The organism is Planomonospora antibiotica, from assembly GCF_014647955.1.
Taxonomy (GTDB): domain Bacteria; phylum Actinomycetota; class Actinomycetes; order Streptosporangiales; family Streptosporangiaceae; genus Planomonospora; species Planomonospora parontospora.
Genome location: NZ_BMQE01000003.1, coordinates 145436 through 160470 on the forward strand (window position 1 = coordinate 145436; position 15035 = coordinate 160470).

The window sequence follows — 15035 nt, forward strand, 5'->3', positions numbered from 1 at the left end:
GTCAGGACACCGGCAATACATGCTGTTATGCTCCGGCGCACCCGATTCGTTCACCGCGGTGAGGAGCAGCATTGCAGACTCCGCAGGCACCGTTCCGGGCCACCCTCGGCCGGTCGGTCCGGCTGCTCCGCGCCTTCCGCAGGGAGCAGAGCGACCCGGACTTCTTCTACGGCATGCTCGCCCGGGACACCGTCGCCCAGCTGGCGTCCTACACCGACCTGGACGGCGCGCTCGTCGCGGACATCGGCGGCGGCCCCGGTTACTTCACCGACGTGCTGCGGGCCTCGGGCGCCCGGCCCGTGTGCGTGGACTGCGACGCCGGGGAGATGATGGCCCGGCAGGGTGCGGCCCCGGAGGGCGCGGTGCTCGGCAGCGCCCTGGACATCCCGCTCGCGACCGGCTCGGTGGACGTCTGCTTCTCCTCCAACGTGCTGGAGCACGTGCCGGACCCGTGGCGGATGGCCGACGAGATGGTCCGCGTCACCAGGCCGGGCGGGGTGGTCTACCTGTCCTTCACCAACTGGCTCTCCCCGTGGGGCGGCCACGAGACCTCCCCGTGGCACTACCTCGGCGGCCACCGCGCCGCCGCCCGCTACACCCGCCGGTACGGCCGCCCGCCCAAGAACGTGTACGGCGCCGGCCTCTACCCCGTCTCGGTGGGCGCCGCCCTGCGATGGGCGCGGCGGCAGCCGGACGTCCGAGTCCTGGACGCCCTGCCGCGCTACCACCCCGGGTGGGCCACGCCGGTCGTCCGCGTGCCGGGGCTGCGCGAGATCGTGAGCTGGAACCTCCTGCTCATCCTGCGCCGCCGCTGACCTCCTCCGGCAGCGCCGCCCCGACCGCGACGGCCCGCAGGCACGGCGCGGCGCCCTCCCGATCCACCGTGATCCGCAGATCCTCCCGGTGCACGGGCAGGGGGAAGAACGCCTGCCGGTGCTCGGGGAGCAGCAGGAACCGGGTGGCCACCGCACCGGCGTGCACCGTGACGCCGACGGGCCCGCGCGTCTCGTAGTCGATCCTCGCGACGTGCCCGGGGTACTCCGCGCGCAGGCCGACGGTGAGCGTGCGGTCGGCTCCCAGCGGGAAGCAGCGGCGCCGCCCGCCGTCCCGGTCCTCCGGCACGGCGATCCCGCCGAATATCCTGACCGGGCGCAGCCGCCCCCGCTCGTCGAAGGTGACGCCCCGGTGGGCCGGGCCGGGTCTGCGGACCCTCTCCCGGTCCGGCTCCGCCAGCGCGGGCGGCACCAGGAAGGAACTGAGCCGGCTGTCCGCACCGTGCCAGGGGAACAGGACCTCCTCCGGGACCAGGGTCGGGTAGATCTGGACACCGGCCTCCAGGCGTGCCGTCTCCGTACGGGCGTTCGCGAAGTAGCCGCGGGGGATCTCCTCCCGGACCAGGTCGACGAAGCCGGCGGCCGAGACGGTGGCGGAGACCGCGTAGCAGAGCGCGGCGGCCGCGGCGACCGCCTGGTGCCCGGCGAACGGCGGAAGCCGCCACGGCCTGCCCTCCCCGCGCAGCGGGATGAGGGCCAGCGCCAGGCACAGGGCCGTGACCGGGACCGAGTCGGCGATGTACCGGCTCTCGAAGGCGTGCTCGGGGTGGAATCTCGCCCGGGCCAGCAGGGTGATCAGCCCGTCGGCGGCCACCACGAACCCGGCGGCGAGCACCCAGGCCCGCCAGGCCCGCCGCCGGTGGCGGACCGTCACCGCGACCACCGCGGCGAGGACCGCCCAGGCGAGGACCACCGTGACGAACGACGGGGCCACGACGGGCCCGATCGGCTCACCCGCGGCCCAGCCGACCGGAGCGCCGGTGACCAGCAGAGGAGCGGTCTGGACGAGGAACCACAGCGCGTAGTCGGCCGCCACCGACGGCTCGGGCGGCCCGAGCCCGGTCGAGCCCGACGCCTGCAGCAGCGACAGGTAGAACGCGCTGTAGCCGCCGAGCAGGGCGAGATGCCCCGCCCAGAGCCACCGGAAGCGGCGCAGCGCCTCTCCCATGCCCGCCGCCCAGCCGCCGTCGACCAGGAACCAGGCCGTCACCGCGAAGAGCACGGCCGGGATGACCACGGCCTTCTCGAAGAAGACCAGGCCCGCCAGGGTCCAGGCGAGGGTCGCCGCCCCGTGCCGGGCCCCTCCGCCGCGCGCCAGCCGCACCATGGAGCACAGGGCCAGGCAGAGGGCGATCTGCAGCGGGACGATGTTGACCGCCGCCGCCATCCAGGTGACCGTCTGGACCGTCGCCGGGGCCAGGAGCGCCACGACCAGCGGGACGAGCACCATCCAGCGGCGGCCGAACAGCAGCAGCAGCAACCGGAGGAAGGCCAGCCCCGCGCCCGCGTGGAGCACCAGGATCATGGCCGACGCCAGCGCCCAGTCGTGGGCGTGGATCTTCGTGATCACCCACACCAGGGCGTACCCGCCGGGCATCAGGTGCCCGATGTGCACCCGGGTGAGGAAGTCCCGGTCCAAGGGCGCCTCCGCGGCGAGGGCCACGAACACCAGGTCGTCCTCGAAGAAGTAGGAGCCGCCCAGGGCGACGGCCTTCAGGGCCGTGACCAGAGCCGTCAGCAGCAGTCCCGCGGCGGGCACGGCGTGCCGCCTGACCGCGGGGTGCCCGGCCCACCGGGGCAGCCGTACCTCGAACGCGACCGGCGCGCCCGTCCCACCGCTCACACGGTCTCCATCTCGGTTCTGGGTGCCTCCCGCTCCGCGGGAGGCCTCGGCCGGCGCAGCCGTACGGCGAGCAGTCCCAGCGCGGCTCCTCCGACGAGGAACCCGGCCGGCAGCACGTCCCGGACGAGGAGGACCCGGCGGGCGAAGGCCCGCGCCTCCGCGGCCCGGGCCGCGACGTCCTCGGGGACCATGGTCAGCCGGGCCTGGAGGCCCAGCCTGCGCTCGGCCCCGTCGACCGTGCGCAGGGCCTGCCGGTGGCTCTCCTCGGCCTTCACCGTCAGGCCGCTCTCCGGCTCGACCCAGAGCGTCCGCGCCACCTCGGCGTAGCGGGAGACGCCGACCGCGCGCCGGCCCGGCAGGCCCATGGCCCGGCCCGGGAACTCGCCGGCCCTCGCCTCGACCTCGACCGGTCCCGCGGTGTAGCTGTAGCGGTAGGTCCGCACCCCCTGGACGTCCTCCTCCCGCTCGAAGCGCAGGGGGACCGCCCGGCGCAGCACCGTGTCGTACATCGGGTAGGAACGCGGCTCCGCGCGGAAGGGGAGCCGGAACGCCAGCCCCGACTGCCGCGCCCCGGCGTCGGAGTCGACGTACCCCCCGCAGCAGTCGACCGCCGCCGCCGTCCTGCGGTCGAAGGCGGACCGGCGCTCGTGGTAGTCGATCCGCCGGCCCTCGCCGGTCTCGATCGAGGTGAACTCCGTCCACACCCCGGTCCGCTCGTCCCCCGCGGTGGTGTCGCCCTTCAGCGTCACCTTCGCCACGAGCACGACCCCCGTCCGGGAGGTGAGCGTCCCCGGGTCGAAGTAGGCGCCGTCCGCCGTGGCCAGGCGGTAGGTCCTGTCCTGCTCCCGCGGCAGGAGCAGGGCGCTCTCGTAGACGTGGAAGCGCATCAGCGCCGCGAGGGTGACGAGGAAGGCGCCGGCGGCCAGCACCGCCGTCCAGGGGATCGGCCGCGAGGTCACGCGTCCACCGCCTGCTTCTCCGGCCGGCGCACGACGGCGGGCGGTCCCGGGTCCGGCGCCTCCGGCCGCGCGCTCCGGCGGACGGCGGCCGCCGCCATCAGCAGGGCGACCGTGACGAGGCAGAGCGCCTGCGCGACGAGTTCGGCGGTCCCGGCTCCCGCGGCGCCACCGGATGCCCTGCCGGCGGCCAGCACCGCCCCGGCCAGGCCGAGCGGGATCGCGGACGCCCACGGCTCCGTCACCGCGCCCGCGATGCCGGGCAGCGGTCCGCCGCGCGCGTGCCGGGCCCCGGCCACCGTCCCCAGCCAGGCGTGGAGGACCAGCGCCGCGCACACGACGGCGGCTCCGGCGAAGCCGCCGGTCCACAGTCCCGCGAGCGGAGCGAGCGGCCAGATCCAGGCGGCGCGGACGGCGGCGGGCCCCGTACCCGCCGGGTGCCGCGCGGTACGGCGAGCGGGCACGCAGGCCGCCGCGGCCACCAGGAGCACCAGGGCCAGCCCGCCGAACAGCGTCGCCCGGTAGACCGCGTCAGGTCCGTACCGCATGGTCACGATCCCCCCTCCGGGGGGCACCTCCCACGCCTGCCGCCAGCCGTCCAGCCGGACCGGGGTGAGCGGCTCGCCGTCCAGGTGGGCCTGCCACCCCCGGTTGAAGTTCTCGTTGATCACCAGATAGGACGGTTCGGCGGCGGAGACGCGCACGCGCCGCTCCCCCGGTCCCCAGACCTCGGTGCTGACCGGGACCGCGTCCGTCCCGGCGGCCTTCTCCGGCGCGGCGGCGGACGGGCGCAGGAGCATCGACTCGATCCGGAACGCGTCGGCGGAGCCGGCGGCCACCCGTACCGGCCCGGCCGCCAGCTCGACCGGCTCGCAGGAGCGGTAACCGAGCGGTCGGCCGTTCACCACGTCGCCCAGGGTGCCCGCCACGATCTCGGTGGCCACCGGGTTGCCGTTCACGGTGAGCGCCGGACCGGCGCCGCAGGGCAGGCGGAGGGGGAAGGAGTCCAGTGATCCCAGGGGCGCGACCCCCGGGATCGCGATCTCCGCCACCTCGATCGGCCGCGCGGCGGAGGCCGAGAACCGGATCACCAGCCGGTCGGTGCGCAACGGGGCGAAGGCGACCAGGTCGTCGGAGTCGATCCAGCCCTGCACGGTCCGCCCTCCTCCCTGCACGGTCACCTTGACCGGCGGCCGCCCCAGGTAGGAGTCCGGCAGGAGCACCCGGAGCTGCGAGACCGTCGTCTCCCTGCCGAGTTCGACGGTCAGGGCCGGTTCGCGGTCGGCGCCGTGGGCGTACCAGAGGGTGCCCAGGTCGCCGTCCATGGCCGAGCGGCCGAGCACCGCCGGGTGGTCGGTGACCGTGGAGGAGGCGGTCACCTTCGGGAAGACGCCGGGCAGGCCGGTGAGCCGCCGGGCCGCGACGGGATCGGTCAGCACGGTCCGCCCGGTGACGACCCGCGACCCGCCCGCCCGGACGGTGAACCCGCGGTCGAACCCGAAGCCGTCCTCGCCCAGGATCTCCAGATGCGGCGAGCAGGTCCACGTGCTGGAACCCCGCATGCAGGCCGGCGCGTCGCCCTGCCGGGTGAGCAGGACCGCGCCGGGGTCCTGCCCGGCCGCCGGCGGGACCACGATCCTGCGGCCCGCCCTCACCCCTGGGACGGCCACCTCGGCGATCCCGACCCGGTTGCCGAAGGTGGTCTTCGGGTCGTGCGCCAGCCGGGTCACCCGGATCCTCAGCCAGGAGCTCCGGCCGGCCGGCGGCACGACGGGCTGGGGGCCGGCCGTCTGGCGCACCGGGACCCGGCGCGTCCCTGCGGCCGTCTCCACGGCGATCTCCGCCACCGGTGGTCCGACCGACTGCTCGAACGCCACCGTGATCCGCGGTATCTCCATGTCCTCGACGAGGCGCACCTCCAGCCACTGCCCGACCGCGCCGTCCCACCCGTCGGAGCGCCAGCTCGTCCGGAGGTCGCCGTCGATCGCCGCGTACGGCTGCCGTCCCGGATCGCGCCGTTCTCCCACGGCGGTGACGTCCGACTCCGCGGAGGAGGCGAGCACGTCCTCGATGCCGGAGTAGGCGGCCGATGCGGTGGCGCCCTGCCACGCCGGATCCGTCAGGTCGGAGACCGTCCCCCGCCGCAGGGGCTGCTCCTCGGTGAGCGTCGCCGTGCCGATCCGGCGCACGTCGCCGAAGACGATCTCTCGGCGGCGCAGCGTGTCGGTCGCCACCGTGTCGCCCGGCGGCACGGTGCCCGCCCCCGGGTCGTCGCCCAGCAGCAGGGGGCGGTCGTCGGTGAGCAGTCCCTCCTCCGCCAGGGCGAGCGCGGCCTCCGGCGCTCCGGTCGCCCGGAGCGCGCCCTCGCGGGGCACGGTGGCGGCCCGTGGCGCCGGGTCGGGCACCGCGTAGACCTCCAGGGCGGGGTACGGCTGGTCGAACCAGCCGGAGGCGGTGGAACCGGAGGCGTTCCCGATCTCCGGCCCGAAGGCGGCGACCCGTTCCAGGCCGCCGGACTCGGCGATGGTCTCGTGGACCCGCGCGGGCCAGGCGGTACCGAGCGTCTCCCGGGCGAGGTCGTTGCGGACGAGCAGGTAGGTGACGCCGATCCGGCGCAGCGCGGAGGTCAGGCCGGGCGAGCCCTCGCCCGTGGCGAAGCGCTCGTCGACCGCCTGGAGCAGCCGGGCCAGGCCGGGCGATCCCCAGGGCACGTTCGTGTGGGTGGCCCAGCGCACGGTCAGCAGCGACTGCACGGGCTCGTCCATCGGACGCCCCCACACGTACTCGCCCCGGCGCGAGCCGGGAGCGGCGAGCACCATCCCGTCCCCGGTGTGCTTGTTGAGCCAGGCGGCGGCGTCCCGCCAGTAGGCGGGGATCTCGCTGAACGCCCCGGCGGGGGTGACGCCCGCGAAGGCGACGGGTGCGACGGTCAGGGCGAGCGTTCCCGAGGCGAGGAGGAGGGCGGGGTCGCGCAGGCGGGCGGGGACGGCCAGCGGGAGCGCGGCCAGGCCGAGCGCGAGCGGAAGCCGTACCAGGGCGTCGAACTTGTGCAGGTTGCGGAAGGGCGCGAGCGGGCCGTCCAGCAGCGCCCGCACCTCCTCGGTCCAGGGGTGGACCAGCGCGTCCGCGTGTCCGAAGGAGAGGATCGCGATCCCCGCCAGCGCGGTGACGGTGAGGAACGACCGCTCCGGAGTGCCCCGGGCGGTGATCCCCGCGACGCCGAGCCCGGCGGCGAGCGCGGTGGCCGCGATCAGCCAGGGCGCGGTGGCCTGCTCGAAGGCTGCGGGCAGCCAGGCGTTGCCGTCCACCGCCAGGAACGAGATCCAGCCCGAGGTGCCGCGCAGGATGTTGAGCAGCGAGGTGACGCCGGTGGTCGCGGAGGCCGTCTCGATGAAGGGCAGGAAGGAGAAGATGTACTGCCCCATCACCAGCAGCGGGACCAGCCACCACATCGACACCGCGCCGACGCACGCGAGCCACCAGGCCAGCAGCCTGCGCCTGCGCGGCCCCCCGCGGCGGGTGAGCAGGTACAGCAGCGGGACGGCCAGCACGGCCAGCTCGGCCACCGCGTTGACCCCGCCGGCGAACAGGAACGCCAGCGCCGACAGGGCCGCCGCCCGGCGCGGGCTCACGTCCCCCGAGGCGGCGCGCACCAGCGGCAGCATGATCCACGGCAGTACGGCGCTCGGCTGGAACTCCGAGGAGTTGATCCCGATCAGCGTGACGGCGTGCGGGGCCAGCGCGTAGGCGAGGCCGGCCAGGATCCGGGTCGCGGGCGTGCCGATGCCCATCGCCCGGGCCAGCCGTTCCACGCCGAGGAAGGCGGCGCACAGCACCGCGGTCATCCACAGGCGCTGGATGTTCCACGGCGGCATGTCCAGCGCCTCGAAGAGGGCGTAGAACGGGCCCATCGGGAAGAAGTAGCCGTGCGCCTGGTTCTGCAGGTGGCCGAAGAAGGCCCCGTCCCACAGGTGCACCGCCCTCGACAGGAAGCCCAGCGGGTTGAGCGCCATGTCGAGCTTGGTCTCGGAGATGATCCGGCCGGGCGAGGTGTTGAACGCGACGGCACCCAGCAGCAGGCAGCCCGCCAGCAGGCGCAGCCGGTGCCGCATCCGGACGGAGGCGGCGGCCGTGCTGTCAGGGGTCATCGGGAGGTCACCGCGGGGCTCACGCAGGGTCGGTCTCACTTACGGCGAGACGGAGGTCGGGGCTCCGGCCGACGGGCGGCCCGCGCCCGCGGACCGGCGTCGACGGTCAGATATACAGAGATCTGTGGTGATAAGTCTGGTCATCGTAGCGCCAGTCCGCCCCCAGGTGAACTCCCCTGCCCAGGCCCGGCACGCCCGCTGGATCTCCGCCCGCCGCGCCGGGTCGGACAGCTCGCCGATCGCCCGCTCGACCGCGGCGGCCAGCGTCTCCCCGTCCCGGACCAGCCAGCCGGTCTCCCCGTCGCGGACCGAGTCGCGCAGACCCGCGACGTCGTAGGCGACCGTGGGCACGCCGAAGGCCGCCGCCTCGATCACCGTCAGGCCCCAGCCCTCGAACTCCGAGGCCGTCACGTTCAGCAGGGCCGAGCTCAGCACGGCGTTCTTGTCCGGCTCGGAGAGGAAGCCGTGCAGGTGGACGCGGTCGGCGACGCCCCGCTCGGCGGCGAACGCGGCCAGTGCGCCGGACTCCGGCCCCCGCCCGACGACGTGCACGTGCAGGCCGGGACGGCGCTCCCCGAGTTCGGCGGCGAGGCCGACCACGCGCTCGACGCGCTTTTGGCCGACCAGCCGGCCCAGGTAGACCACGGCCGGATCGCCCGGGACGGCCAGCCGCGTGACGGGCCGGACCGCCGGACCGCCGTTGGGCACGACCTGGATCGGGGCCGTCCAGCGCAGCCGGGTGCGCAGGTCGTCCCGGGAGGACTCCGAGACGGTCACCGTCATCCGGCGACGGTAGAGCAGGCGGGCCACCGGCCCCTCGATGAAGCAGCCGATCCTGGCCAGCCAGGCGGGGAAGAACGCGTAGAACTGCCGGTCGTGGACGTGGTGCACCAGGCAGATGACCGAGGTGCGGCGGCGCACGACGAGCGGGGAGAAGAACGGGATGCCGTTCATCGAGTCGATGACCACGTCGAAGGAGCGGCGGCGCAGCAGCAGCCAGAGCGGGACGAGCAGGTAGACCAGGTAACGGTTGCCCATCCGGTGCAGCGTGATGCCGTCGAGCTGCTCGCTCCCGGCCTGGCCGGGCTCCCGGCTGGTGGCGAAGTGCACCGTCGCGCCCTGGGCGGCCAGGTGGCGGCTGACCTGCCAGGCGTACTCCTCCGCGCCGCCCGCCACCGACTGCCGCGGCTCCCGGAAGTTCAGCACCGCCACCCTGACGCCGTCCAGCGGGCCCGCGGCGGCCTCCCCCGCCTCGTCCCCGGCCTCCCGCCTCCCGGCCTCGAGACTCAGCCGGGGCCGCGGCGCGGCCGGCGGGTACGGCGCGGGCGGTGAGGACGGTGCGAGCGGCGCTGTCGGCGCGGGCGGTGAGGACGGTGCGAGCGGCGCTGTCGGCGCGGGCGGTGAGGACGGCACGGCCGATGTGCGCGGCGCGGCGGCCGCCTTCCCACGGGATAGGACCACGATCTCTCCTCCACTGCGTGCTGCGCGCACGGCCGGATCAGGGCATGGCGAAGCCACGCCCCTAGCTGATCAGGGCATGACGAGGTCAGGCCCCATGCTGATCACCGATGTCCGGCCCCGCCTGGCCGGTGAAGAGGTGCCCTCGGGGGCCGCCGGACGGCCCCCGAGTTCACTTGTCGCCGTAGTTGTACAACGGCCTGTTGGGCGGCTCCGGCGTGGGCGCGGCCACGTTGACTACTGCCACGGAGGCACCGACCGCAAGGACCGCTCCGACGGCCAGTGCTGCGAGCACGCGTATCACTGGGCTCTCCCTCACAGATTCGGACAGTGTGCCGAGAGTAGAACGTGATTCATCTCATAAGCCATAGGCTTAGTAAAACCGTGACAAAGCAAGTTACCCTCCGGTATGCCCTGAGGGTCCGCATAGTCCCAGGTCAGGACGGGTAGTCGAGGCGGAGGAGATTGAGCTCCCGACCTCGGAAGACGGTCACGCCGTCCTGGAACACGTTCTCGGAAGAGTGTTCGAGAACATATCGCACCCCGAGCCCCGCCAGGGCCGAGGCCCGTCGCTCCGGGTCACCGCGCAGCACCGCCGCGACCCGGACGGCCAGCGGGTCCTCCGCCGCCACCCGGATCCGGCCGCCGCCGGGCAGTCCCACCAGCAGCTCGTCGTTCCAGACCACCCGCCGCGCGAACAGCTTGGTCGCCGGATCCAGGACCACCCGCCCGCCGTTCCAGGCGAAGGCCCGGTGCGCCCCCCAGGGCAGCGAGAGCAGCGCTCCCGGAGCCGGGTCGGCGTTCACGATCGCCTGGACCCGCCGCCACTCCTCCGGATAGCCGGCGGCCTCCAGCCGGCCGAACGCCCCCAGCGCGAAGGTGGGCAGCACCAGCACCGGCACCGCCACCGCGACGACGGCGGCGGCCCGGGAGGCGAGCAGCCGTACGGCCGACGCCAGGCCGAGGGCCTGCAGCAGGGCGAACGGGGCCAGGTGGAGCTGCCCGTCGCGGAGCGGCCCGAACCCCGGCCACCAGCCGACCAGCGCCTTCAGCACCCCGGGCGCGAAGGCCCCCAGGCAGGCGACGCCCAGCCCGGCCACCGCCGCCCCGGCCAGCCCCGCCCGGTACGGCGGAGCCCCGCGGCCCGCCGATCCGGAGGGGGGGCTCCCGGCCGGAGGCTCTCCCGGCCCGGACGCGGGCACTCCGGCGGCGGAGATCGGCGGTCCGTCACCGCGGAGCCGTACGAAGCCCCAGACGGCGACCCCGGCCAGCACCAGCCGCACGCCCGCCGACCACCAGGACTCCTGGCCGGGCACCACCGCGTGCGCGTTCCAGATCCCGCCCAGCCCGAGCAGGCTGCCCACCACGCCGAGCGGGCCGTCCGCGCGGGCCGCGAACGCGTCCACCCCGGCGGGATCGGTCGTGGCCCCGCTGAGCAGTGCGGGCACCAGCCACGGCAGGCTCAGCACGCCCAGGACGAGCGCCGCCTCCCCCGCCCTGCGGGCCCGCGCCATCGCTCCGGGCAGCGGCCGCGGGGACGGCGGACCGCCCGCTGCGCGGCCACCGCGCCCCGGGGCGGCCACCCCGCCGGGCAGCGCCACGGCGGTGGCGAGGACGGTCAGAGCCGAGACCAGCATGGCCTGGAAACCTCCGACGGCCGCGGGGAGCAGGGCGGCCGCGAGCCGCAGCCGCCCGCCGAGCACCACCGCCCGCACCGCCCAGGGCAGCCCGGCCACGCCCAGCAGCAGCGCCCACTGGCCGAGCAGCAGCCGCTGGGCGAGATAGGCGTTCCAGGCGTAGAAGGCCGCGGCGGCCAGGCGCGGCCCGAGCCGCCCGGAGGGCACGAGCGCCGCCGCCCCCGACGCGGCCAGCACGAAGATCCCGAGCAGGAGCGCCTTCTGCACCGCCTGCTCGGGCAGCACCGCCGACAGCAGCGCGACCACCAGGTCGCTGGGTACGGCCCGGGGGAAGCCCTGCCCCGGAAGGACGAGCGGCGGATCCGGGACGAACACCATGTCGTAGCGGAGCACGAACCCCGGGCCGAGGGCGGGCCCCAGCGCCAGCAGCCCGAGCAGCAGCCCGAGCAGTGCGGGCGCCACCGCTTTAGCCCGATCTGTCCGCATATCGCCAGACCCTACGGCAGCCCCGGGAACCTCCGTGCCGCCACCACAGGCACGACCGCGGCCACCGCCACCGGGCATCACCGGCCCCGGTGGTGGTACCGGGGCCGGCGACGATGCGGTGTCCGGCGGTGGCGGTGGTGTCCGGCGGGGTGGTGGCGGTGGCCGCGGCGGTGGGGCTACTTGCCCGGCTCCGGATCGCGGGGCAGGCCGAGCATGCGCTCGGCGATGATGTTCAGCTGCACCTCCGTGGTGCCGCCGTAGATCGTCATGGCGCGGGTCGCGAGCACGGCCCGGTTCCAGAAGCCCGGGTCGCCGAGCTTGACGTCGGCCGCCAGCGCCGCCGAGGCGCCCAGCAGCCCCACCGCGCACTCCGAGACGTGCTGCGCGTGCGAGGTCGACAGCAGCTTGCGGACCGAGGCGTCGGCGCCCGGCTCGGCCCCGGCGAGCTGCTTCATCGTCACCCGCAGGCTGAGGGCGTTGATCGAGTGCCCCTCGCAGACCACCCGGGCCAGCTCCTGCCGCTCGGCCGGGTTCAGCTCCCGGCCCAGCCGCCCGGCCAGGCCGAGCAGGTCGGGGACGGAGGCGCCGGTGCCGCCCGAACCCGACGAGAGCGAGACCCGCTCGTTGGACAGGGTGTTGCGGGCGACCTTCCAGCCCTCGCCGACCTCACCGACGACCAGGTCGTCCGGGACGAAGACGTCGTCGAGGAAGACCTCGTTGAACAGGTTCTCACCGGTCATCTCGGTGAGCGGCCGGACGGTGACGCCGGGCGCCTTCATGTCGACCAGGAAGTAGGTGATGCCCTCGTGCTTGGAGCCCTCGGAGGAGTTGCGGGCGATGCAGATGCCCCACTCGGCGAAGTGCGCCACCGACGTCCAGATCTTCTGGCCGTTGAGCCTCCAGCCGCCCTCGACCTTCTCCGCCTTCATCTGCAGCGCGGCCAGGTCGGACCCGGCGCCCGGCTCGGAGAAGAGCTGGCACCAGATCATCTCTCCGGCGAGCGTCTTGGGCAGGAAGCGCTCCTGCTGCTCGCGCGTGCCGTACGCGGCGATCGACGGCACCACCCAGGCGCCGATGATCATCTGCGGGAGCTTGACCCTGGCGGCCCTGAGCTCCTGGAAGATCAGCACCTGCTCCAGCGGGCTCGCGCCGCGCCCCCACGGCCGGGGCAGGTGCGGCATGACGAACCCGCCGTCGGCCAGCGCCCGCTTCTGCTCCCTGCCCTCCAGCCGCGCGATCTCGACGATCTCGGCGCGGATCGACTCGCGCAGCGCGGCCGCGTCCTCGGGGAGCTCGATCTCCATCTCGCGGGAGACGCCGTTCAGCGCGAGCTCGGCGACCGACTCGGCCCACTCCGAGCTCGGGCCGAGCAGGGCGCGCAGGGTGAGCGCGCGGCGGTAGTAGAGGTGGACGTCGTGCTCGTAGGTGTAGCCGATGCCGCCGAAGATCTGGACGGCGTCCTTGGCGCACTGCACGGCGGCGTCGGGGGCGGTCACGCCCGCGATCGCGGCGGCGTAGGCCGGCTCGTCGCCCGCGCCCGTGGTCGCACCCGCTCCGCTCGCCGCGTCCGCCCGCCGTTCCGTGCCCGCGGCCGCGCGGGCGGCGTCCCAGACGGTGGCGCGGGCCTGCTCCAGTGCGACGAGCATCCGGGAGGCCTTGTGCTTCACGCCCTGGAACTGGCCGATCGGACGGCCGAACTGCACCCGTACCTTGGCGTACTCGGCGGCGGAGGTCACGCACCACGACGCGACGCCCGCGGCCTCGGCGCCCAGCAGGATCGCGGCCAGGTTCAGGACGGCCGAGCCCTTCAGCCCGTCCAGCACCCGGTCGGCGGGCACGGCGACGTCGTCGAGCTCGACCGTGGCCACGCCGCGGGTGAGGTCCAGGGACCCGACCGGCGTCACGGTCGCCGCGGAGGCGTCCACCGCCACCCACACCTCGCCCCGGTCGGTGTGCACCGGGAGCACCAGGACGTCGGCGAGCGCCCCGCCGAGGACGAACTCGGCGGTGCCGCCGACGGTCAGCGCGCCGTCCGCGCCCTGCCCGCCGGAGATCGAGCCCCGCAGCGCGACCGCGCCGGTCAGCGTGCCGTCGGCGAGGCCGGGCAGCAGCTCGGCGGCGGCCTTGCCCTCGGCGGCGAGGATCGCGGCGCTGGCGAGCACCGTCGGGACGTAGGGGCCGGGGGCGACCCGCTCGCCCAGGGCCTCGACCGCCACGGCCGTCTCCAGCAGGCCGTACCCGCTGCCGCCGTGCTCCTCGGGGATGTGCAGTCCCAGCAGGCCCTGGTCGGCCAGGCCGGACCAGAAGGCGGGACGCGCCTCGCTCTCGGCCGCGATGGCGGCCCGTACGACCTCGGACGGGATGTTCCGCTCGGCCCAGCCGCGCACCGACTCGTGGAGCGCCTCGTGCTCCTCACTCAACCCGATCGCCATGACAGCCTCCAGAAACGGTTCAGTAGCAGAACCATATTCTAGAAGGTGCTTCCATCACAACGCGCGGGCGCTCCTCACCAGAGGCGCGATGTCCGCCCACAGCCGCTTGCGACCGTCGGGTACGGTCACCAGGAGCACGGCCGGCTCGGCCCGGCGGGTCTCCAGCAGCGCGAGCGCCGCCTGCGAGCTGCGCCGGGCGCCGCCGAGCTCGTAGTCGACGCGGTAGCCGAGCACCCAGCCCCGGCCCGCGGCGGGCCGCTGCGAGGCGGTCCACTCGACCCGGGCGCCCGGCGGATAGTGGTTGCGCAGGGCCCACCGCACCGCGCCCAGCGCCGCGGCGCGGAAACCGGCGTCGGTCCGCGGCCCGGTCCACGGCGTCCTGCCGGGCAGCGGGAGCGAGACGGCCATCGTGCGCGGCAGGCGCGCCCCGCCCACCCGCCGGCCCGCGGTGAACGGCGGCACCGGCCCGTCCGCCCACGGCTGCCCCAGCCTGACGTAGGTGATCCCGCTCTCCTGGTCGACGACCGCGCCGACCACCGGGCTCGCCCTGCCGGGCAGCGCCGCCAGGGGCTTGGACCTCGGCGGGACCGGGAGCCTCGGCGGGACCGTCGCGGGGGACGCGCTCGGCGGGGCGGACGCGGCCGTCGGCGCCGCGCCCGGGACGGGCCGGCGCAGCGGCACCGGGTCTGCGGGCTCGTCGCCGGAGAACAGGGCGAAGACCGAGAGGATCGCCAGGACCGTCACGACGGCGGCCCCGGCGCTGTAGACCAGCCTGATCGGGATGTCGGCGATCCGCGCCCACAGCCCGCGCCGGAGGACCCGTCCGCCGGGCGGAGCCCCGACGCGGAACCGCCGGGCGCCGTCACCGGAACCACTCGCGTCACCGGATTCGCCACCACCGGACGCGGCCTTCGCGGGTCCGGCGGGATCCGGTCCCGACCGGCCGGGACCGGACACCTGGACGTCCGCCCTCTCCCGCGGCCGCCGGGGCACGCGCGGGGTGACGACCGGGTCCCCGTCCGGGCGGACGACGGGCATGGGCGTGGTGGGCGCCTCGTAGGACGGAATCCGCCTGTCCCGAGGGCGTCCGGAGGAGGTGCCGTCAGCGTCCGCCATGGCCGCCAGATTACGTCGGCTGGGTGGCCGACACACCGTTTCCGGCCACGCTTGTGCCGCGAGCACACGCCTCACCGGAGGCGGCCACCCCCTCTTCCAACACCAGAATCTAGTTCTGTATGGTCG

General features: G+C 75.2%; 8 protein-coding genes. 1 reads left to right on the plus strand and 7 read right to left on the minus strand.

What is annotated here, in order from left to right; translation table 11 throughout:
* Positions 1-71 precede the first annotated feature (71 nt).
* Positions 72-815: a class I SAM-dependent methyltransferase gene (locus IEZ06_RS03955; RefSeq protein ID WP_229797760.1), complete on the plus strand. Its 744-nt coding sequence runs from the start codon at positions 72-74 to the stop codon at positions 813-815.
* Here the strand turns inward: IEZ06_RS03955 and IEZ06_RS03960 are convergent.
* The 7 genes from IEZ06_RS03960 to IEZ06_RS03990 all read right to left on the minus strand — a co-directional run bounded on the left by IEZ06_RS03960 (position 796) and on the right by IEZ06_RS03990 (position 14909).
* On the minus strand, positions 796-2676 hold the full coding sequence (locus IEZ06_RS03960) for a hypothetical protein (RefSeq protein ID WP_189235264.1): 1881 nt from the start codon (positions 2674-2676) through the stop codon (positions 796-798). The genes IEZ06_RS03955 and IEZ06_RS03960 overlap by 20 nt on opposite strands.
* Positions 2673-3635: a cell envelope lipid trafficking protein PgfA gene (pgfA, locus tag IEZ06_RS03965; protein WP_189235265.1), complete on the minus strand. Its 963-nt coding sequence runs from the start codon at positions 3633-3635 to the stop codon at positions 2673-2675. Before pgfA ends, IEZ06_RS03960 begins: the two co-directional genes overlap by 4 nt.
* Positions 3632-7780 carry an alpha-(1->3)-arabinofuranosyltransferase domain-containing protein gene (locus IEZ06_RS03970; protein ID WP_189235266.1) on the minus strand — a complete coding sequence of 1383 codons (4149 nt, stop codon included), beginning with the start codon at positions 7778-7780 and terminating at the stop codon, positions 3632-3634. The genes pgfA and IEZ06_RS03970 overlap by 4 nt, the downstream gene beginning before the upstream one ends.
* A gap of 39 nt (positions 7781-7819) precedes the next feature.
* Entirely contained in the window at positions 7820-9193 is a 1374-nt protein-coding gene (locus tag IEZ06_RS03975; protein ID WP_373293797.1) for a glycosyltransferase family 4 protein, read from the minus strand.
* Between the two features lie 482 nt (positions 9194-9675).
* Positions 9676-11337, minus strand: coding sequence for a hypothetical protein (locus tag IEZ06_RS03980; RefSeq protein ID WP_189235267.1), 1662 nt, complete (start codon positions 11335-11337; stop codon positions 9676-9678).
* Positions 11338-11537: 200 nt separating this feature from the next.
* A complete protein-coding gene (locus IEZ06_RS03985; protein WP_189235268.1) occupies positions 11538-13793 on the minus strand; it encodes an acyl-CoA dehydrogenase family protein in 2256 nt (751 codons plus the stop codon).
* A gap of 54 nt (positions 13794-13847) precedes the next feature.
* A complete protein-coding gene (locus IEZ06_RS03990; protein ID WP_189235269.1) occupies positions 13848-14909 on the minus strand; it encodes a hypothetical protein in 1062 nt (353 codons plus the stop codon).
* Positions 14910-15035 lie beyond the last annotated feature (126 nt).

Coding starts and splice junctions, on each gene's coding strand:
- IEZ06_RS03970 (WP_189235266.1), bottom strand. CDS start 7,780: ATGACCCCTGACAGCACGGCCGCCGCCTCCGTCCGGATGCGGCACCGG.
- IEZ06_RS03985 (WP_189235268.1), bottom strand. CDS start 13,793: ATGGCGATCGGGTTGAGTGAGGAGCACGAGGCGCTCCACGAGTCGGTG.
- IEZ06_RS03990 (WP_189235269.1), bottom strand. CDS start 14,909: ATGGCGGACGCTGACGGCACCTCCTCCGGACGCCCTCGGGACAGGCGG.